Origin of the sequence: Gallintestinimicrobium propionicum (assembly GCF_025567525.1) — a bacterium.
GTDB lineage: Bacteria > Bacillota > Clostridia > Lachnospirales > Lachnospiraceae > Gallintestinimicrobium > Gallintestinimicrobium propionicum.
Window position 1 is genome coordinate 44,383 of sequence record NZ_JAOQJY010000021.1, and the last position, 20,282, is coordinate 64,664.

Below are 20,282 nucleotides of genomic sequence, written 5' to 3' on the forward strand. Positions count from 1 at the left end.
TAGTACGTATGTTCGATTTATGCAAGCACTTTTTGTGCTTTTTTTAGACGTTCTGAGAACTGATCGTAAAAATTCTGTTCTGCATCCCAGCCCCGGAAATAAAATTCCTGCAAAATGTATCGATTGATCCTCTGCGCTGCCTCCATATCGGACTGCTGCATCAGGCGATCCTGCAGCCTGCGCACAAAAAAATGCCAGTCCGCCACAAACGTCTCATAACGACCAAATTCCGGCATATCGATCCATTTGCGAATTTTCTGCTTTGTGCGGTTTTCCCTGCTGCACTCTTTTGTCTGTAAAAAATATCGGAAGCTCCCGTTTTCATAAAAACGTCCCAGCGGAAACAGCCGGCAAATGCCCGGGCGGAACGGATGGATGCTGCAGCGTCCTTTTTCGTTCAAATATACGCACTGCTCCTTTTCCCCCGCCATTTTCAGGTTCGGCAAAATTACACCGTCCTGTACATGCAGATCCAGACTTTCGTCCAGAAGCTGTTCAAAGCTTTTGCCGCGTCCCTGCATCAGCTGCCAGACGTCCAGCGGGTCTAAAATAATCGTATCCCCCATCTGACAGCAGCAATCGCAGCACCCCTCGCAGTCCTGACAGCCGACCTTCGCAAGATCTCCCGCTGTATACAGTTTTCCATCCGAAATTTCATCCAGATCGATATTGCGCAGCATAATGATTTCCTCCCAAATAGATGTTTCCATACAACTTGAAAAAACTTGTGCCCTGACGCATGCTCTGCCTGCAGCGGATCGCGAAAGCGACTTTCTTCCGCTCCGCCGCTTATGCGTCCCCGTAGAGCGTTTTTTACCGTATAGAAACGAAGTTTCCTATACAACAAAAAAGAGACCTGACTCTTCAGGTCTCTTTGGAGTGAAGCACGGGGGATTCGAACCCCCGACAACCTGATTAAAAGTCAGGTGCTCTACCGACTGAGCTAGTGCTCCATAAAATTAAATTACGGGCGTCATCCGTCCGCATCAAAAGCTGGGCTAGCCGGATTCGAACCGGCGAATGCAGGAGTCAAAGTCCTGTGCCTTACCGCTTGGCGATAGCCCAGGAAGGTGGATACAGGGATTCGAACCCTGGGCCTCCAGAGCCACAATCTGGCGCGCTAACCAACTGCGCTATACCCACCATAGGGAAAATGATCACTCACTTTCCAACGTGCCCGAAGGGATTCGAACCCCCGACCCACGGCTTAGAAGGCCGTTGCTCTATCCAGCTGAGCTACGGACACACGTTGCGGCGTATCGCCTTGGCAATGTCTACAGGACTTCTTCCTGAGAAACGACTGCTAGACACAGTCGAAGCAGGTGATGGGAATCGAACCCACGTATCCAGCTTGGAAGGCTGGTGTTCTACCATTGAACTACACCTGCATATCATATAATATCGGGGTGACAGGATTCGAACCTGCGACCTCCTGGTCCCAAACCAGGCGCTCTAGCCAAGCTGAGCCACACCCCGTCGCTTAACTAAAAGGCCTTATCCGTGACGCAAGATTCATTATATAGAAAGAGTTCCAATATGTCAACAACTTTTTTAAATTTTTTATTTTTATTTTTTCAACAGTTCACTCGTAGCTTACTGAGCACAGATTCCATGCTTGCATGAGGATCTGTGCACGGGAAGCTACGAAGGGAGCGGAGCGCCGCTCTATGAGCAAAAGGGAGCTGCGAAGCAGCGGAAAGCCTCGCAGAGGCGATTCATGACAATAGAATGTTCGCGGAGCGTGCATTCTATTGTATTGCGAATGGCGCTGTGCCTCGGCCTCTTACAAATAGCTCAGATGATAATGGGCATTGCCCTCCCGATCCAGCTCCATCAGGACATAGGACGGTCGTCTGCCCTCCTGCCGTGGGTAGGAAATGCTGCCCGGGTTGATTGCCGTCACGTTCGTCTGCGGATCTGTAAAAATCAACGGGCGGTGCGTATGTCCAAACATCACGATATCGACGCCCCGGCTCTCCGCTTCTTCCAGAATCGCTTCTGTCCCAACCGACACATAATAATGATGTCCATGGGTCAGCCAGACCCTATATTTGCCGATCTCAAATTCCTCTTCCTGTGCAAGATCCGTAAAAAAGTCGTTGTTGCCCGCTACCATATGCACCGGACAGCCTGCGATGCTTTTGATAAACGCTTCACTCCCCTCCACGTCCCCGCAGTGGATCAAAAGATCGATCTGCCCAACCATATCGAGCACCTGGGTCAGGTTCCCGTCTCTTCTGTGTGTATCACTGACGATCAGTATCTTCATCTGTTTTCTCCATCCGGCACCGCCCTATTTCTGCTCTTCCAACATCTTTTTCATCTGACGCAGCGCCTTTCCCCGATGACTGATCGCATTCTTTTCCTCCGCGGAAAGCTCTGCCGTGGATTTATCATTTTCGTACAGATAAAAAATCGGGTCATATCCAAATCCGTTGCTGCCGCATTCTTCCCAGCCGATATAGCCCTCAATTGTTCCTCGCGTCACAAGACTATTTCCGTCCGGCAGGGCTGCTGCAATGGCGCAGACAAAACGTGCTGTGCGCTTTTCTTTCGGGACGCCGTCCAGACGGCTGATGAGGTTGGCGTTTTTTTCACGGTAAGAGGTTTCATGCCCCATATAGCGCGCAGAATAAATGCCCGGCTCGCCGCCCAGCCAGTCGATTTCCAGTCCGGAATCATCTGCCAGCACAATAATTTCTTTCGCCGAAATCCCGCTGCAGCCCGGAATCCCGTTTTCCAGACACCAGTTTCGGATGCCCTCCGCCTTGATCTTTGCGTTTTCTTCAAAGGTTGTGCCGTTTTCTTCGATTTCCGTGTCGATGCCCGCGTCCTTTAACGACAGCACGTTCCATCCGGTTCCATTCAGGATTTCCCGGATTTCCTTCATTTTTCCTGCATTTCCCGTTGCAAAAATGATCTGCTTCATCTTTTTGCCTGTCCTTCCTGCTTTGCTCTCTTCGGCGGTTTTGCCCCCTGATACTGATAAAAATAGGTCTTCATCATACCGTTGTAGATTTTGCGGTTCTTGTCCGCCTTGCGTCCGATGTCCTGCTGCGCATTTTCATAAGAAGTAATCAGATACATCGACCAGTCATCCAGCTGTGCATAGCGTTCGCCAAGCGTCCGGTACAGCGCCGGAAGGTCCTTTTTATCCTCCAGACGTTCACCGTAGGGCGGATTCGTAATCAGGAAGCCGTATTTTTTCGGATGGGAAAGCTCTGCAACCGGTCTGCGCTGAAAATGGATCAGGTGATCCACGCCTGCGAGTTTTGCATTTTCCCGTGCAATATTAACCATTTCAGCATCAATATCGTAACCCTGAATATCCGTCTTTACATCCAGATCAACCAGATCCTGCGCTTCGTCCGATGCGCGATACCAACATTTGCGATCAATAAAATGTCCCCACTCTTCCGCGGTGAACTCCCGGTTCATGCCGGGCGCCATATTCGCCGCCATCATCGCTGCTTCGATAGGGATCGTGCCGCTTCCGCAGAACGGGTCTACCAAAATCCGATCCGCTTTCCAGGGCGTCAGCATAATCAACGCCGCTGCAAGATTCTCCGCGATCGGAGCCTTCGCCGTCAGCTTGCGATAGCCTCTTTTATGTAAGGATTCCCCGGTCGTATCCAATCCCACAGTCACTTCATCTTTTTTCAGAAAAACCCGTACCGGGAACGGTGCTCCGGTCTCCGGAAACCAGCTGACCTTGTATACACCTTTCAAACGTTCTACCATCGCTTTTTTCATGATAGACTGAATATCCGACGGGCTGAACAGCTTGCTCTTTACACTGGCAGCCTTTGCCACCCAAAATTTTCCGTCCGCCGGGATGTAGCTTTCCCATTCCAGCGCTTTCGTGCCCTGAAACAGCTCTTCAAAGGTCTCCGCATGAAAGCTGCCGACCTTGATCAGCACGCGCTCCGCCGTCCGCAGAAAAATATTAGCGCGGCAGACCGCTTCCTCGTCGCCGAGAAACGCAATTCTGCCGTCCTCCACTTCGCTGATTTCATATCCAAGATCCGTGATTTCCCGTCGAAGAACCGCCTCCAGACCGAAATGACACGGTGCAATCAATTCCATTTTTCTCATTTTTTCTTCCATTTCTATCGGTGCACGGGCAGCATTACTCCGGCATTTATACCACGGTAGCTTTACTTCGGCATTTATGCGCAGGCATCCTTGCCCCGGCACCTTTTCTTTGATTTCTCGCTCTTTTTATTGTACGGGCATTTTCTGTGGGCTGTCAAGAAAAACGCGCCGAAATTTCTTCCCACCCAAAAAGGAGCCAGCGCTCCCGGATTTTCACCCGTTCTGCGCCGGCTTCTCTTTTCGTCTGCATTACAGCCTTCAAAGGCTCACTTACTGATTGTTCTTGTCCTTGCAGTCAGAAGTGCTTTCCTTGGTGCTGTTCTTGCTCTGGTTCTTCTGAGTATTTTCAGAATTATTCTTGTTGGTCTGTTTCTGTGTGTAATCGTTCTTGGCCATAATGCCCTCCTGTTTTCGCCGCTTTTGTTTTCCATGAAAATCAAAATGCAGCAGATAATATTTGTCGCGCAAGAAAGGCTGTCCATCCTTGCTGCCATCACTGTCTCTCCTGCGTTTACAGACACTAGTATCGGCACGCTGCAGGAAAATTATACACACAGATTATCCCGAAAAAATTTTTTATCCCCGGTCGGGGAATTTTTCCCCACGGCTGTTGTCCGCTCAGCACTTTTTCGGATCGTAGGTTTCCTTTTCGCAGACCTCGTAAACATCCCGCCCCATTTTCTCTTCGAAATACCGCCGCAGTCCGATATGCGCGTCCCATTTTTCCTGCGGATAGAAGCCATAACGCCTTTTGACGTCCAACATCCGCTCTTCTATGTCAAGCACGCCCTCCGCTCCGGCAATACTGTCGCACAGCTGAACCAACCGGTCGTAATCATCGTAAACCGATTTTTCCAACTCTGTCCGGATCAGGGACAACTCGTCCTCCGAAACGTCATATTTTCCGATATATTCCTCCAGCGTCTGCGTCGCAAAGGAATGCGTCAGGCACACCTTCGCCACCTCGTCGCAGCCGATCTTCTTCATATAAGAATAGCCGTCCGAAACGTGTCCTAAATGTCTCACGCCAAATGTCCGCCCGATGTCGTGCAAAAGTCCCAGCACATACGCTTTTTCCGGGTCAAGGTCACCACACGCGGCTGCGATTTTTTCCGCGCAATGCGCCACCGTTTTGGAGTGATCGCCCCACGGTCCGGGATTTTTCTGCAGTCCCTCCTGCAGCAGTTGTTCTGCTTTTTCTCTCGATGGAATCATAAGCTTCTCCCTCGCTTCCTGTCATGGACAGTTTTTGTGAAAACCAGAATGTATTCCGCACATTCTCGCGCCGAGGCGCGGTTGCTTCGGCAATCATCTACCTTTGTACCGAGTGCGCATCCTAGCGGAGCCTTTTTATCGTATAGAAAAAAATTTCTTATACGATAAAAAACCGGAATGCTTTCACATTCCGGTTCCAGTCGCGTGCGCGAGAAGATTCGAACTCCCGACCTTCTGATCCGTAGTCAGACGCTCTATCCAGCTGAGCTACGCGCACATTTTTGTTGTTCAGGACTTCGTGTCCCTCACAACAAAAATTATTCTACCTTCTTTTTCTCGAATTGTCAACACTTTTTTTCAAAAACTTGAATCTTACCATAAAAAATGTTAGAATATCTCAAAAGAACGCGGAAAGTGCAGGCATTTCATCGACTGCATTTTTCCCAGAACGGAGACTATATTATGGAAATGAAACCTCAGCCAAAGCGCAACGGCTTTGCGACGTTTTCGCTGGTTCTCGCCATCGCTGCGCTCGCCAGCACCCTTACGATGACAATTGTCATTCCGATCTTTCTCGCGATCCTGTCCATCATGTTTGGGCTGTTGTCCCGAGGGAACACCTCCATGTCCAATCACGCCCTCGCAGGTGTCATCGTCGCCTGCAGTGCACTCCTCATCAATATTGCTGTCGGTGGGTTTTCTTTTTTTATTGTCTTTTCCAACTCCGATGCAAAACAGCAGTATTGGACAATGGTCAATGACACCTACGAGCAAATGACCGGTCTGACCTTTGACGAGATTCTGAACGAATACGGGATCGAACTTCCCGAAAGCTTACATGACTGAGAGGTAACCTACAAATGAATGATCAGACTACAACCACCGGCACAGCCTCCCCGTTAAAGAGGTCTGTCCTGAAGGGAAAAGCGCGCGCATCCCTGCTTGGACATTATGTGCCGCTCTCCAGCGCCTTTCTTTCTCTCGCTATTTTGCAGTATATTATCACAGCTCCCTCCGGATTGATTCAGGTGCATCCGCCCTTTGGTACAATTTTGTATTATGCCGTCACATTTGCCATCAGTGTTTTCTTTGGGATTTTCCAGGTCGGCATCACAGGACTGTTTCTGAGCAATGCCTGCCATCAGCCGGTCTATGCGGGCGGCATTTTCTCTGGCTTTTGGCATGAGCCGTTAAAGGCCATCCAGATTCAGCTCGTTTTGTCCCTGCTGTTATGTATCCCGGAAATCGTGCCGTCGCTTCTTTTCAGCCTGTACCTGCAATCCGGTCGCGTGAATATGGTTTATCTCTATGCTGCAGCAGGGATCAGCATCGTTTTCCTGCCTTTTGTGCTGTATGTAAAAACGCTGTATTCCCAGGTTTTCTTCATCATGCTGGACTTTCCCGAGCTGAGTGCAAAGGAATGCTTAAAACGCTCCAGAAGGCTCATGAAAGGCCACAAATGGCAGTATTTCCTCCTGATGGTAAGCTTCCTGCCCTGGCTAATGGGCGGGTTCTTAACCTGCGGCATCGGACTGCTGTATGTGTATCCTTATCAGAAGCAGACCTATGCCTACTTCTATCTTGAGCTGGTATCGTTAAAAAGCGCTGAAGCGTAAAAAACCGGACACCTACTTCCTGACTGATTGCTCAGCCGGGAGTCGGTGTCCGGTTTCTTTATACTCTTTTTATTCTTCCGTCGCTTTATCCTTTGTGTTGATCCACTTCAGATATGCGTTGATGAAGGGGTCGAGACCGCCGTCCAGTACGCCATCTGCATTTGCAACCTCCTGATTTGTCCGAAGGTCCTTCACCAGCTTATAAGGCTGCAGGACATAGGAACGGATCTGGTTGCCCCATGCGATATCCTTGATCTCGCCACGGATGTCAGAAAGCTTCTCGGCGTTTTCTTCCTGCTTTAACAGATACAGCTTCGCCTTCAACATCTGCATCGCCTTATCCTTGTTCTGGAACTGAGAACGCTCATTCTGACACTGTACCACGATACCTGTCGGCAGATGCGTGATACGGATCGCAGAAGAGGTCTTGTTGATATGCTGACCGCCTGCACCGCTGCTTCGGTAGGTATCAATGCGCAGATCCTCCGGGTTGATCTCAATATCCAGATCTTCTTCGATATCCGGCATAACATCCAGAGATACGAAGGAGGTCTGGCGCTTGCCCTGGGCGTTGAAGGGGGAAATCCGGACAAGACGGTGTACGCCTTTTTCCGATTTCAGATAGCCGTAAGCGTTCTCGCCGTTTACCTGGAAGGTAACAGACTTGATGCCCGCTTCTTCACCGTCCAGATAGTCCAGAACTTCCACGGAAAAGCCCTTTTTCTCCGCCCATCTGGTATACATACGGTACAGCATGCCGCACCAGTCGCAGCTCTCTGTGCCGCCTGCGCCCGCATTGAGCTTTAAGATCGCATTATCCTTATCATATTCGCCGGACAGCAGCGTGCTGATACGCAGCTCATCCAGCTCTTCGATAAACTCATCCAATTCGCCCCGGATTTCTTCTACCATATCCGGATCTTCTTCCTCGTGCCCCATCTCAATCAGGGTTTCGATATCGGAATACTGCGTTTCCAGCTTATTGCACAGCTCCGCAGTATCCTTTAAATTTTTGAGCTCTTTCATCTTGCGGTTGGAGGAATCCGGATCGTCCCAGAAGCCGGGTGCTTCCATTTCCATCTCCAGCTCTTCGATGCGCTTCTTTTTTCCTTCCAGATCCAGGGAATCCTTCACTTCATGAAGGGTATTTTCGTAGCTTTGCAGCTCGAACTTCATCTGATCTAATTCTACCATTGCCATAATATTCGTCCACCTTTACCGGTTCTTTCCACAGCAGTTTTTATATTTCTTACCGCTGCCGCAAGGACAGGGATCGTTCGGGTAAATCTTGACGCTTTCCCGCTTTGCAGGCCGTCTCGGACCGCTCTCGTCCTTATTGGTGCCGGTCACCTTTGCTACCTGTTCTCTTTCTACCTTCTGCTCGATGCGGATATGGCAGAGCACGCGGATCGTATCCTCTTTAATGCTCTCTGTCATATTTTCAAACATCTCATAGGCATTCATCTTATATTCTACAAGCGGATCTCTCTGTCCATAGGCCTGCAGGCCGATACCCTGACGCAGCTGATCCATATCGTCGATGTGGTTCATCCACTTTCTGTCGATAACCTTTAACAGAACAACTCGCTCTGCCTCACGGATCATTTCGGGTTCAGGGAACTCTGCTTCTTTTGTTTCATAGAAACGAACAGCTTCTTCCTTGAGCTGCTGCTTTAAACTGTCCTTTTTCGGCTTGGAAATCCGTTCCTTTGTGATCGGCTCAAGCGGAATGATCGGAAGCAGCAGAGAATTTAACTCCGCCAGGTTCCATTCTTCAGAATCGTTTTCTTCGCCGATGACCATATCCACCGTATTGTCTACGATATCGGTAATCATCTTGTAGATCACATCGCGCATGCTCTCTCCGTCCAGAACGCGGCGACGCTCCGCATAGATGATTTCACGCTGCTCGTTGTTGACCTGATCGTATTCCAACAAATTTTTACGGATACCGAAGTTGTTGCCCTCGATCTTCTTCTGTGCGTTTTCAATCGCCTTGGAAAGCATCTTGTGCTCAATTTCCTGACCTTCCGGAATGCCCAGCGCATTGAACATGCTGATCATCTTCTCAGAACCGAACAATCTCATCAGATCGTCTTCCAGGGAAATGTAAAATCTGGATTCACCGGGGTCTCCCTGACGGCCGGAACGACCGCGCAGCTGATTGTCGATACGGCGGGATTCATGGCGCTCAGTACCGATGATTTTCAGACCGCCTGCTGCCTTTGCTTCTTCATCCAGCTTGATATCCGTACCACGGCCTGCCATGTTGGTTGCAATGGTAACCGCACCGTGAATACCGGCGTCTGCAACGATTTCCGCTTCCAGCTCATGGAACTTCGCATTCAGCACCTTATGCTGGATACCCTCGCGGCGCAGCATACCGGAAAGCTGCTCAGACGCTTCGATCGTAATCGTACCAACCAGAACCGGCTGTCCCTTTGCATGTGCTTCCTTGACCGCTTCCACAATGGCGTTGAGCTTTTCTTTCTTTGTCTTGTAAACCGCATCGTGCAGGTCTTTTCGGATAACCGGACGGTTTGTAGGAATCTCCACAACGTCCATTCCATAAATATCTCTAAATTCCTTTTCCTCTGTCAGAGCGGTACCGGTCATACCGGATTTTTTCTCAAATTTATTAAAGAAGTTCTGGAACGTGATGGTTGCCAGCGTCTTGCTTTCTCTCTTTACCTTAACGTGCTCTTTTGCTTCAATTGCCTGATGCAGACCGTCGGAATAACGGCGTCCGGGCATGATACGTCCGGTAAATTCATCGACAATCAGAACCTGATCCTCTTTTACCACGTAGTCCTTATCGCGGTGCATCAGGTTGTGTGCACGCAAAGCGAGGATGATATTGTTCTGGATCTCAAGATTTTCGGGATCTGCAAGGTTTTCGATATGGAAGAATTTCTCAACCTTTTCGATACCCTCTGCAGTCAGGTTTACAACCTTATCCTTTTCATTTACAACGAAATCACCGTTTTCTTCCTGCTCGATGCCCATGATCGCATCCATCTTGGAAAACTCGCCAACATCGTCACCGCGTTTTAACTGTCTTGCCAAAATGTCACAGGCTTCGTACAAGCTGGTAGATTTTCCGCTCTGTCCGGAAATGATCAGAGGAGTTCTCGCTTCATCGATCAGGACAGAGTCCACTTCGTCGATGATGGCATAGTGCAGATCACGCAGTACCAGCTGCTCCTTGTAAATCGCCATGTTGTCACGCAGATAATCAAAGCCCAGCTCGTTGTTGGTGACATAAGTAATATCGCAGGCATATGCTGCCTTCCGCTCTTCCGGCTTCATGCTGTTTAATACAATGCCGACCTTTAAGCCCAGAAATTCATGAATCGCTCCCATCCACTCTGCGTCACGGGCTGCCAGATAATCATTGACCGTTACAACGTGTACACCCTTACCCTCCAGCGCGTTTAAGTAAGCGGGAAGCGTGGATACCAGCGTCTTACCTTCACCGGTTTTCATTTCTGCGATACGTCCCTGATGCAGGATAATACCGCCGATCAGCTGTACGCGGAAATGCTCCATGTTCAGGACACGACGTCCCGCTTCCCGAACCGTTGCATATGCTTCCGGCAAAAGGTCGTCTAAGGTCTCGCCCTGCGCCAGACGTGTTTTATATTCTTTCGTCTTATCTTTCAGCTGTTCATCCGTCAGCGCCATCATGTCGTCACGCAGAGACTCAATTTTATCCACGATCGGAAGGATTCGCTTTAACTCTCTTTCGCTGTGTGTACCAAAAACTTTTTCAATGACATTCATCCGTTATTCTCCATTCAAATGCGCCCGCCGGACGCCTTACTCCTGCCAAAACAGGGCAAAAAGAGCCCTCTTTGCCACGATAACTAAAAAACTAAAGGTTATTTTAACAGATTAAGCCCGAAAATGCAAGGCGCGCGCCCCTTTGACAACAGGTTGTTACAGTTTTTTCACAAATTCTTAATATATGATTCCCGGCTTTGTGACCCGCAAAAAAACTGCGGAAGCCTTTTTTGACCTCCGCAGTATCTTTTGATCCTTTCCTGCTGCCTTTTAGAAGATCGCAGGAATGTTCTGTATCAGCTTAATATTCTTTTGCAGCTTCTTCTCCACGGATAACGCGCAGACCACCCTGTGCCAGAGCCAGCAGCTCATCCTCACCGGGATATACAGTGAACGGAGCGATCCAGCCAAGCTTTTCTTCCAGCATCTTCCTGGTAACAGGTGCATATGCAATACCGCCGGTCAGAATGATCTGATCAACCTTACCATTTAATACTGCTGCCATTGCACCAGCATCCTTGGAGATCTGATAGAAGAAGGCATCTCTTACCAGAGCGGCATATTCGTCACCCTCTTCTGCCATCTTCTGCATATCACGGAAATCGTTGGTGTGCAGATAAGCATTTAAGCCGCCGTTTCCGCAGATCTTTTTATAAACTTCCTTCTCGGTATATTTACCGGAATAGCACATTTTAACCAGATCGCCAACCGGAACGGTACCTGCTCTCTCCGGAGAGAATGCACCCTCACCGTCCAGGATGTTGTTTACATCTACAACCTTGCCCTGGCTGTGCGCACCAACAGAAACGCCGCCGCCCAGGTGGATTACGATCAGGTTCAGATCTTCGTATTTTACGCCGTGCTCTTTTGCATATCTTCTTGCAACAGCCTTCTGGTTCAGCGCATGGAAAATACTTCTTCTGGGAAGCTCAGGCATACCGGAAAGGCGCGCAACAGGCTCCAGCTCATCCACAACGACAGGATCTACGATATAAGAAGGAACACCGATCTCATCACCGATTTCCCGTGCAAGGATACCGCCTAAGTTAGAAGCATGCTGACCCTGTACACCCTTTTTCAGGTCTGCAAGCAGTTCATCGCTTACGGTATATGTGCCGCCCGGGATAGGCTTTAACAGACCGCCGCGACCTACGATCATATCGAAACTCTTAACATCGAAATCTTTTGCCTTCAGGAAGTCCAGGATAATGTTCTTTCTGAAATCCTTCTGGTCGATAATGGACGCATACTGTGCAATCTCTTCTGTGGAATGACGCAGTGTTTCTTCAAATAACAGGTTCTCATCCTCGAATACACCGATCTTGGTGGAGGTGGAACCGGGATTGATAATCAGACTCTTGATTGCCATATCTGTCTCCTTTTTGCAGCTTCCAGTTATGCTGCGAAATTATTTGTTTTTCTTTAAGCCTTCTGCTACAACCGCTGCCAGAGCGATGGAATTTACCTTGGTCTGGAAGGTATCGGAACGGCTGGTCAGGATTGCGGGAACCTGAGTACCGGTGAGGATGCATCCGTTCTTTACCTCTGCAGTGTGTACCAGAGTCTTGTATACCAGGTTGCCGGCGTGGATATCAGGGAACAGCAGGATATCTGCATCGCCCTGGATCTTACGGTCAGTAGCACCCTTATGCTTTGCAGCTTCCGGATCAATTGCCAGATCCATAGACAGAGGGCCATCTACGATACAGCCTGTGATCTTGCCTTCTTCGTTCATCTTGGTCAGCTCAGCAGCTTCAACGGTAACAGGCATCTTGGGGTTTACAACCTCAACTGCTGCCAGAGGAGCAACCTTCGGACACTCAATACCGCATGCATGTACAACCTCTACGGTATTTTCAATGATATGTACCTTATCTTCCAGGGTAGGATATGTCATAAATGCAACGTCTGTCAGGAACAACAGCTGCTTAATGCCTTTTACTTCAAAACAGCATACGTGGGACAGCGGTTTGCCGGTGCGCAGACCAACTTCCTTGTCCAGAATGCTCTTTAAGAAAGATTTGGTATCGATCAGACCTTTCATATACATGTCAGCAACGCCGTCATGTGCCAGCTTAACTGCCTTTAAAGCAGCCTGCCAGTGATCCGGCTCGTTGATGATTTCGTAAGGAGTCAGGTCGATATTTAAACCTGCAGCGATCTCGCGAATCTTTGCTTCATCACCAACCAGGATAGCATCTGCAAAGCCCTGTTTTCTTGCTTCTTCTACAGCTTCCAGAATCGGAGCATCTTCTGCTACAGCAACAGATACTTTCTTTTTGCCGTACTCTTTGACCTTGGAGATCAGTTCTTCAAAATTTGCACTCATCTTTCTACACCTCATTTTTTCTTCTGAAACCTGTGCGCGTCCACAAAACACGCACTTCACCATCCAAAATAATAACACTTACCCACTTGCGGGTCAAGCGATAATCTCCGCAAATACCGCATTGGCTGCCTTTGCAAGATCCTCCGGAGTCAGTTCGATCTGCGATCCGATCCGTCCGCCGCTAACGATCATTGTCTGCAATGTCTGAGCACTGGCATCGATTACCGTTTTATACTGTTTTTTCATGCCGACTGCCGTACAGCCGCCGCGAATATAGCCGGTGATCTGGTTGATATCCTTTACATGGATCATCTCCAGAGATTTCTCTCCGACCGCTTTTGCCGCTTTCTTCAAATCCAGCTCCTCTGCCACCGGGATCACAAAGACAAAATAGGCCTTGCTGTGTCCCTGCGTTACCAGCGTCTTATAAACCTGCTCCGGTTTTAAGTTCAGCTTTTCCACGATCTGCATGCCGTCGATAAATTCGTCGCATTCGTAGGTATAATGGGTATACGGAATCTTCATCCGATCCAGAATCCGCATCGCGTTTGTTTTGATTTCTTTTTCTTTCGCCATATATTCTGTCATCCCTTTCCAGCGACAAGTATATCAAATTCGGGGATAGGATACAAGCCTGCTGCATACATGATCACGGAGCGTTTTTTCTCGTATCGAAACGAAATTTCCTATACGACGAGAAAAGACCCGCCTCATCGACGGGTCTTTCCTGTATACATTCTATATACAATTTAGTTCTTTGCAGCCTTTGCTTCTTTGATCTTCTCGGTCAGAGCAGGCAGGATCTTGTTCAGATCGCCAACGATGCCGTAGTCAGCAACGTCGAAGATCGGAGCTGTCTCATCTTTGTTGATTGCAATGATGATGTCAGACTCTTCCATACCAGCCAGGTGCTGAATTGCACCGGAGATACCGATTGCAAAGTATACATGAGGACGAACGGTCTTACCGGTCTGTCCAACCTGCAGGTCTTTGGACTTCCAGCCAGCATCTACAACTGCACGGGAGCAGCTTACGGTACCGCCAAGAGCTTCTGCCAGATCATCCAGCAGTTTGAAGTTCTCTGCGCTGCCTACACCACGACCGCCGGATACCAGGATCTTAGCGTCCATGATATCTTCTACGTCAGATACAGCCTTTACGATATCCAGGATCTCAACATATTTGTTGTTGGGAACGAATCCAGGATTGAACTCTTCGATAACAGCCTGTGCGCCTTCCACACGCTCAGCCTTCTGCATAACGCCAGGACGAACGGTAGCCATCTGAGGACGGAAGTTCGGACAAGCGATGGTAGCAATTGTGTTGCCGCCGAATGCAGGACGAGTCATCAGCAGCTGGTTGTGCAGCTGTTCTCTGCCCGGGATCGGGTTGATCGGGAAATCGCCGATTTCCAGCTGTGTGCAGTCTGCGGTCAGACCGGTGTGGATTCTTGCGGATACACGGGGACCTAAGTCACGGCCGATTGCTGTTGCGCCAACCAGCATGATTTCGGGTTTGTACTTCTTGATAACCTCAGCCAGTGCATGTGCATAAGGCTCGGTTCTGTACTCTTTTAATTCAGGATCATCTACAACGATGATTCTGTCTGCGCCGTACTCAGCCAGCTCTTTGGTAAGACTCATAACGTCGCTACCGATTAAAACTGCAGTTACTTCTGTGCCAAGATCCTTTGCCAGATCTTTTCCTTTGCCCACCAGCTCCAGTGCAATACCGTTTAACTTGTTGTCTACCTGCTGTGCAAAGACAAATACGCCTTTATATTCTTCTAAGTTCATCTCATTCACCACGCTTTTCTATAATTTGTTAAATTACATGTTTGGTCAGTAACTTGTCCATAATATAGTCAACAGACTCTGCCGGATCAAGAGCAACCTTTTCGCCTGCGCCCTTACGAACCTTATCAGATGCCTTTGCGATCTGGGTCGGAGATCCCTTCAGACCAAGGTTGGAATCATCCACATCCTTTAAGTCTTTTCTGCCCCAAACGGTGATCTCTGCATCATAAGCATCGAAGATTCCGCCGGGAGTCATGTAACGGGGCTCGTTTAACTCTGCCAGTGCAGTAACCAGACAGGGCATTTTTGCTTTCAGAACGTGATATCTGTCATCGTACTGACGCTCAACGATTACGGAATCGCCTTCAACCTTTAAGTTCTGAGCGTAGCTGATAACCGGAATATCCAGATGCTCAGAAATCTGAGGACCAACCTGTGCGGTATCGCCGTCGATTGCCTGACGTCCGGTAATGATCAGATCATACTCCAGATTACGCAGTGCACCTGCAATTGTCTGGGAAGTAGCCCATGTATCAGCGCCGCCCAGGACTCTGTCTGTTACCAGAATGCCCTTGTCTGCGCCCATAGCCAGAGCCTCACGCAGAACTTCTTCTGCCTTGGGAAGACCCATGGTCAGAACGGTAACTTCTGCGCCATACTGATCTTTTAAGCGAAGCGCTGCTTCCAGACCAGCCTTGTCATCGGGATTCATAATTGCCATCATGGCACTTCTGTCAAGAGTGCCGTCGGGATTGAACTTAACGCCGCCCTTGGTATCGGGTACCTGTTTGATACAAACAACGATTTTCATTGTATGATTCACTCCTTATTTTAATTTGTCTATTGCCTGCAAAGTTCTTTACTTTGTATGGATTATTTCAGCAGAGCGCCGGAGATAACCATTCTCTGAACTTCGCTGGTACCTTCGTAGATCTCAGTGATCTTCGCATCGCGCATCATACGTTCTACTTCGTACTCTCTGGTGTAACCATAGCCGCCGTGCAGCTGTACAGCCTTGGTGGTAACTTCCATAGCAACTTCTGCAGCGTACAATTTTGCCTTTGCAGCTTCTACGGAGTAGGTCTTCTGAGTAGCCTTTGCCATAGCAGCCTTGTAAACCAGAAGCTGAGCAGCCTCAACCTTGGTTGCCATATCAGCCAGCTGGAACTGTGTATTCTGGAATGCACCGATCGCACGGCCAAACTGCTTTCTTTCTTTTACATATGCAACGGTTCTCTCAAGAGCACCCTCTGCAATACCCAGAGCCTGAGAAGCGATACCGATACGGCCGCCATCCAGAGTATGCATAGCGATGTTGAAGCCCTTGCCCTGCTGACCCAGCAGATTTTCCTTGGGGATACGGCAATCCTGGAAGATCAGTTCGTATGTGGAAGAACCACGGATACCCATCTTCTTCTCTTTGGTACCGAATGTGAAGCCGGGAGTTCCTTTCTCTACGATAAATGCAGAGATTTCTTTCATCTTGCGGCCGCGCTTTTCAACAACACCGGTTACAGCGAAGATAACGTAAACGTCAGCTTCCTTACCGTTTGTGATGAAGCACTTGGAACCGTTTAATACCCACTCATCGCCGTCTAAAACAGCCTTGGTCTGCTGACCCTGAGCATCTGTACCAGCACCGGGCTCCGTTAAGCCGAACGCACCCAGCTTTTCACCTTTTGCAAGGGGAACCAGGAATTTCTGCTTCTGCTCTTCTGTACCGAATGTCATGATCGGATCGCAGCAAAGAGAGGTATGTGCAGAAACGATAACGCCTGTGGTGCCGCAAACCTTGGAAAGCTCCTCTACACACATAGCGTAGGTCAGAGGATCACAGCCCTGTCCGCCGTATTCCTTCGGTACCGGGATACCCATGAAACCGGCTTTGATCATTTTGTCAACAGTCACTCTGGGGAATTCTTCGGTCTCATCAACCTCAATTGCCAGAGGCTTTACTTCCTTCTCGGCGAAATCTCTGAAAAGCTGTCTCGCCATCTCATGCTTTTTGTCCAAAGTAAAATCCATGATTTTATATTCCTCCTTGTGAGCTTGCGGCTGTCTTGATCAGGCAGCCGCCTCACTCCTATTATTATTTATTTCGTGTAGTCGTAAAAGCCCTTGCCGGTCTTCTGTCCAAGCTGTCCGCCGCGAACCATCTTTCTCAGAAGGGGATGAGGACGATACTTCGGATCGCCAGTCTCGGATTCCAGAACTTCCATGATAGCCAGTACGATATCCAGACCGATCAGGTCGCCCAGAGCCAGAGGTCCCATGGGATGGTTTGCACCCAGCTTCATAGCTGTATCGATATCTTCTACGCTTGCAACGCCATCTGCATAGATACCAACTGCTTCGTTGATCATCGGAACAAGGATTCTGTTTACAACGAAACCAGCTGCTTCATTTACCTGTACAGGAGTCTTGCCGATCTCAACGGAGATTGCTTTGATCTTTTCCACAACCTCTTCAGGAGTGTTCAGACCTGCAATAACCTCAACCAGCTTCATAACAGGAGCGGGATTAAAGAAGTGCATGCCGATAACCGGACGATCCAGGCCAGCGCCGATCTCTGTGATGGACAGAGAGGATGTGTTGGTAGCAAAGATGCAGTCTGCCTTGCAGATGTCCTGCAGCTCTTTGAATGTCTGCTTCTTGATCTGCATGTTTTCCAGAGCAGCTTCTACAACCAGATCGCAATCTGTGCAGATGGTCTTAACGCCTGTTGTGATCTTAGCCAGAACAGCGTCAGCAGCTTCCTGAGTCATTTTGCCTTTTGCAATTCTCTTCTCAAAGCCCTTTGCAATTTTCTTCTTGCCGTTTGCAGCGAACTCTTCGTTGATATCGCAAAGAAATACTTCATAGCCTTCGGTCTGAGCGAAAGCCTGTGCGATGCCGGAACCCATTGTGCCGGCGCCAATAATACCTACCTTCATGATGTTATCCTCCTGATTTTTTATTAAAAACCTTAAAAGGTTGTTGCCTTAGCAGTTTTTGAAAGGCTCTTTTACTTTTTCCTTATTTTTGTCCAGGAAAAATGCCATGCCATACTTCTGATCTTCTGTCTCGAAGCAGTCACCAAAGAGTTTCTCTTCGATCACGATCGCCTGATCCATATCAACCTGCAGTCCTTCGTTGATGGCTTTCTTGCAGTTGCGGACAGCGATGGGCGCATTTTTAGCGATGCCGGCAGCCATCTTCTCAGCAGCGGGAAGCAGCTCTTCCTGGGGATATACAGCATTTACAAGACCGATGCGGAATGCTTCGGGAGCCTTGATATTGCGTGCGGTGTAGATCAGCTGTTTTGCCATGCCTGCACCAACCAGACGAGCCAGTCTCTGTGTGCCGCCGAATCCGGGAGTGATGCCCAGACCAACCTCCGGCTGACCAAATACAGCATTCTCAGAGCAGATACGGATATCACAGCTCATAGAGATCTCACAGCCGCCGCCCAGTGCAAAGCCGTTTACTGCAGCGATAACCGGGATCGGGAATGTTTCCAGTTTACGGAATACATCGTTGCCCTTCTTACCGAATGCTTCACCCTCTGCCTTGGTCAGAGTGCTCATCTCAGCGATATCAGCGCCTGCTACGAAAGATTTCTGTCCTGCGCCGGTCAGAATCAGACATCTTACCTGATCCAGATCAACACTGTCCAGAGTCTTATCCAGTTCATCAAGAACTGCAGAATTCAGGGCGTTCAGTGCTTTTTCACGATTGATCGTGATGATCGCGTACTGACCTTTCTGTTCATACAATACGAATTCCATGATCTTCCTCCTGATGTTTTTTTACATAGTTTGGAGAATGTCTTCTCTTATTATGGAATGGCTGCCTGATCCTGGTAACCATCGTCCTGTTCGTGAAGGCATTCTCCGAAAACGGGTGTCTTGCACCCAGAAAATGAACTTAGTCTCTTTCTACTACAGTAGCGCAGCCCATGCCGCCGCCGATACACAGAGTAGCCAGACCCTTCTTCGCATCCTTAGCTTCCATCTCATGCAGCAGAGTAACCAGAATACGGCAGCCAGATGCACCTACCGGATGACCCAGAGCGATTGCACCGCCGTTGGGGTTTAACTGCTCATCTGTAAAGCCCAGCTCCTTCTGTACTGCTACAGACTGTGCTGCGAAAGCTTCATTTGCTTCGATCACATCGAAGTCTTCGATCTTCATGCCGGTTCTTGCCATAACCTTCTTGGTAGCAGCAACAGGACCGATACCCATGATTTCAGGAGCAACACCAGCCAGAGCACCAGCTACCCATGTAGCCATAGGCTTAACGCCCAGCTCTTTTGCCTTTTCTTCGCTCATAACAACGATTGCAGCAGCGCCGTCGTTAATACCGGAAGAGTTCGCTGCAGTTACAATACCGTCTTTCTTGAATGCAGGGCGAAGTTTTGCAATGCCTTCAGCGGTGGTACCCGGACGAGGGCCTTCATCCTTAGCAAATACGATAGTCTCTTTCTTCTTCTTAACTTCTACAGGAACGATTTCCTTATCGAAAGCACCGGATTCCTGAGCAGCTACAGCCTTCTGCTGAGAGGTTGCTGCAAACTTATCCAGCTCTTCTCTGGTCAGACCCCATTTTTCGCAGATGTTCTCTGCAGTAATACCCATATGATAATCATTGAACGCATCCCACAGAGCGTCATGAACCATGGTATCAACCAGCTTGCCATCGTTCATTCTGTAGCCGTAACGACCCTGCATAACTGCGTAAGGAGCCATAGACATGTTTTCCATACCGCCTGCTACTACGATATCCGCATCGCCAGCAGCGATCATTTCTGCAGCCATGTTGACACAGTTCAGACCGGAACCACATACAACGTTAATCGTAACTGCAGGAGTCTCGATCGGCAGACCAGCCTTGATGGATGCCTGACGAGCAACGTTCTGTCCCTGTCCTGCCTGGATTACGCAGCCCATATATACCTGATCTACCTGATCAGCAGGAACACCTGCACGGTTCAGTGCCTCTTTAATTACGATAGCGCCCAGGTCAGTTGCCGGTGTAGTGCTGAGTGTTCCACCCATTACGCCGATAGCTGTACGGCAAGCACCTGCTAATACAATTTTCTTAGCCATGTCTTTTCCTCCATTTGAATCAATCGCCTAATTTCGGGCTTATTTTTATTTGTTAATTTTTTATCATTGCCCGCTGTGAATATTATAACATAAGGGTGTTTTTAGGGCAATACCTAATCGTAAGCATTTCTGTAGGATTTTACGCAGGGCACGGAGCAGCCTGCTTGGTTCCACGGGTGAGCTGGAATAACAAAAAAGACAGGTTCTTCACCTGTCTTCCTTTTCTCATACCTTCAAAACTGAACACTGAAATCCTCTTCTGTATCTTCTACATCCATTCCCAACCTGTCAGGATAAGCCCTCGACCGATTAGTATTTGTCAGCTCCATGCATTACTGCACTTCCACCTCAAACCTATCT

Annotated in this window: 19 protein-coding genes and 7 tRNA genes; 2 read left to right on the top strand and 24 right to left on the bottom strand. The window is 48.9% G+C overall.

Annotation, left to right across the window (positions count from 1 at the left end):
- Positions 1-17: 17 nt before the first annotated feature.
- The 13 genes from OCV62_RS14180 to OCV62_RS14240 form a co-directional block, all read right to left on the bottom strand.
- Complete coding sequence (locus OCV62_RS14180) at positions 18-680, bottom strand: YkgJ family cysteine cluster protein (RefSeq protein ID WP_117962075.1); 663 nt, start codon at positions 678-680, stop codon at positions 18-20.
- A gap of 200 nt (positions 681-880) precedes the next feature.
- A tRNA-Lys gene (locus OCV62_RS14185) sits at positions 881-953 on the bottom strand.
- A gap of 40 nt (positions 954-993) precedes the next feature.
- Positions 994-1,065: transfer RNA gene (locus OCV62_RS14190), tRNA-Gln, on the bottom strand.
- A gap of 4 nt (positions 1,066-1,069) precedes the next feature.
- A tRNA-His gene (locus OCV62_RS14195) sits at positions 1,070-1,143 on the bottom strand.
- Positions 1,144-1,172: 29 nt separating this feature from the next.
- Positions 1,173-1,246 (bottom strand) — tRNA-Arg (locus OCV62_RS14200).
- Between the two features lie 71 nt (positions 1,247-1,317).
- Positions 1,318-1,388, bottom strand: a tRNA-Gly gene (locus tag OCV62_RS14205).
- Between the two features lie 13 nt (positions 1,389-1,401).
- Positions 1,402-1,476 (bottom strand) — tRNA-Pro (locus OCV62_RS14210).
- A 307-nt stretch (positions 1,477-1,783) separates the two neighbouring features.
- Positions 1,784-2,269, bottom strand: a complete 486-nt coding sequence (locus OCV62_RS14215) for a metallophosphoesterase family protein (RefSeq protein ID WP_021914448.1) — start codon at positions 2,267-2,269, stop codon at positions 1,784-1,786.
- A 24-nt stretch (positions 2,270-2,293) separates the two neighbouring features.
- A complete protein-coding gene (locus OCV62_RS14220; RefSeq protein ID WP_021914447.1) occupies positions 2,294-2,929 on the bottom strand; it encodes an XTP/dITP diphosphatase in 636 nt (211 codons plus the stop codon).
- Positions 2,926-4,095, bottom strand: a complete 1,170-nt coding sequence (locus tag OCV62_RS14225; RefSeq protein WP_262587444.1) for a THUMP domain-containing class I SAM-dependent RNA methyltransferase — start codon at positions 4,093-4,095, stop codon at positions 2,926-2,928. Before OCV62_RS14225 ends, OCV62_RS14220 begins: the two co-directional genes overlap by 4 nt.
- A 270-nt stretch (positions 4,096-4,365) precedes the next feature.
- Complete coding sequence (locus tag OCV62_RS14230) at positions 4,366-4,491, bottom strand: hypothetical protein (RefSeq protein WP_021914445.1); 126 nt, start codon at positions 4,489-4,491, stop codon at positions 4,366-4,368.
- Between the two features lie 222 nt (positions 4,492-4,713).
- Positions 4,714-5,310, bottom strand: a complete 597-nt coding sequence (locus OCV62_RS14235; RefSeq protein WP_262587447.1) for an HD domain-containing protein — start codon at positions 5,308-5,310, stop codon at positions 4,714-4,716.
- A 203-nt stretch (positions 5,311-5,513) separates the two neighbouring features.
- Positions 5,514-5,587, bottom strand: a tRNA-Arg gene (locus tag OCV62_RS14240).
- A 185-nt stretch (positions 5,588-5,772) separates the two neighbouring features.
- On the opposite strand from OCV62_RS14240, the gene OCV62_RS14245 reads away from it, so the two are divergent.
- Positions 5,773-6,156: a hypothetical protein gene (locus OCV62_RS14245; protein ID WP_262587450.1), complete on the top strand. Its 384-nt coding sequence runs from the start codon at positions 5,773-5,775 to the stop codon at positions 6,154-6,156.
- A gap of 14 nt (positions 6,157-6,170) precedes the next feature.
- Positions 6,171-6,926 (top strand): DUF975 family protein, encoded by a 756-nt coding sequence (locus OCV62_RS14250; protein WP_262587452.1) that lies wholly within the window; start codon positions 6,171-6,173, stop codon positions 6,924-6,926.
- Positions 6,927-6,995: 69 nt separating this feature from the next.
- Here OCV62_RS14250 and prfB read toward each other — a convergent pair whose 3' ends face one another.
- The 11 genes from prfB to OCV62_RS14305 all read right to left on the bottom strand — a co-directional run bounded on the left by prfB (position 6,996) and on the right by OCV62_RS14305 (position 19,922).
- Complete coding sequence (gene prfB / locus OCV62_RS14255; RefSeq protein ID WP_117962106.1) at positions 6,996-8,120, bottom strand: peptide chain release factor 2; 1,125 nt, start codon at positions 8,118-8,120, stop codon at positions 6,996-6,998.
- Positions 8,121-8,141: 21 nt separating this feature from the next.
- Positions 8,142-10,709 carry a preprotein translocase subunit SecA gene (gene secA / locus OCV62_RS14260; protein ID WP_118763677.1) on the bottom strand — a complete coding sequence of 856 codons (2,568 nt, stop codon included), beginning with the start codon at positions 10,707-10,709 and terminating at the stop codon, positions 8,142-8,144.
- A gap of 301 nt (positions 10,710-11,010) precedes the next feature.
- On the bottom strand, positions 11,011-12,078 hold the full coding sequence (buk, locus tag OCV62_RS14265; RefSeq protein ID WP_021914439.1) for a butyrate kinase: 1,068 nt from the start codon (positions 12,076-12,078) through the stop codon (positions 11,011-11,013).
- Positions 12,079-12,117: 39 nt separating this feature from the next.
- Entirely contained in the window at positions 12,118-13,053 is a 936-nt protein-coding gene (ptb, locus tag OCV62_RS14270) for a phosphate butyryltransferase (RefSeq protein WP_118496425.1), read from the bottom strand.
- A gap of 78 nt (positions 13,054-13,131) precedes the next feature.
- Positions 13,132-13,614 (bottom strand): Cys-tRNA(Pro) deacylase, encoded by a 483-nt coding sequence (gene ybaK / locus OCV62_RS14275; protein ID WP_117962111.1) that lies wholly within the window; start codon positions 13,612-13,614, stop codon positions 13,132-13,134.
- 173 nt (positions 13,615-13,787) lie between these two features.
- Positions 13,788-14,834 carry an electron transfer flavoprotein subunit alpha/FixB family protein gene (locus tag OCV62_RS14280; protein WP_021914436.1) on the bottom strand — a complete coding sequence of 349 codons (1,047 nt, stop codon included), beginning with the start codon at positions 14,832-14,834 and terminating at the stop codon, positions 13,788-13,790.
- 28 nt (positions 14,835-14,862) lie between these two features.
- A complete protein-coding gene (locus OCV62_RS14285; protein ID WP_021914435.1) occupies positions 14,863-15,645 on the bottom strand; it encodes an electron transfer flavoprotein subunit beta/FixA family protein in 783 nt (260 codons plus the stop codon).
- 62 nt (positions 15,646-15,707) lie between these two features.
- On the bottom strand, positions 15,708-16,859 hold the full coding sequence (locus tag OCV62_RS14290; protein WP_021914434.1) for an acyl-CoA dehydrogenase: 1,152 nt from the start codon (positions 16,857-16,859) through the stop codon (positions 15,708-15,710).
- 68 nt (positions 16,860-16,927) lie between these two features.
- Positions 16,928-17,767 (bottom strand): 3-hydroxybutyryl-CoA dehydrogenase, encoded by an 840-nt coding sequence (locus OCV62_RS14295; RefSeq protein ID WP_021914433.1) that lies wholly within the window; start codon positions 17,765-17,767, stop codon positions 16,928-16,930.
- Between the two features lie 48 nt (positions 17,768-17,815).
- The gene (locus tag OCV62_RS14300; protein WP_021914432.1) at positions 17,816-18,601 is read right to left on the bottom strand and encodes an enoyl-CoA hydratase-related protein; all 786 of its coding nucleotides are present in this window, start codon (positions 18,599-18,601) and stop codon (positions 17,816-17,818) included.
- A gap of 139 nt (positions 18,602-18,740) precedes the next feature.
- A complete protein-coding gene (locus tag OCV62_RS14305; protein WP_117963331.1) occupies positions 18,741-19,922 on the bottom strand; it encodes an acetyl-CoA C-acetyltransferase in 1,182 nt (393 codons plus the stop codon).
- Positions 19,923-20,282: the final 360 nt, after the last annotated feature.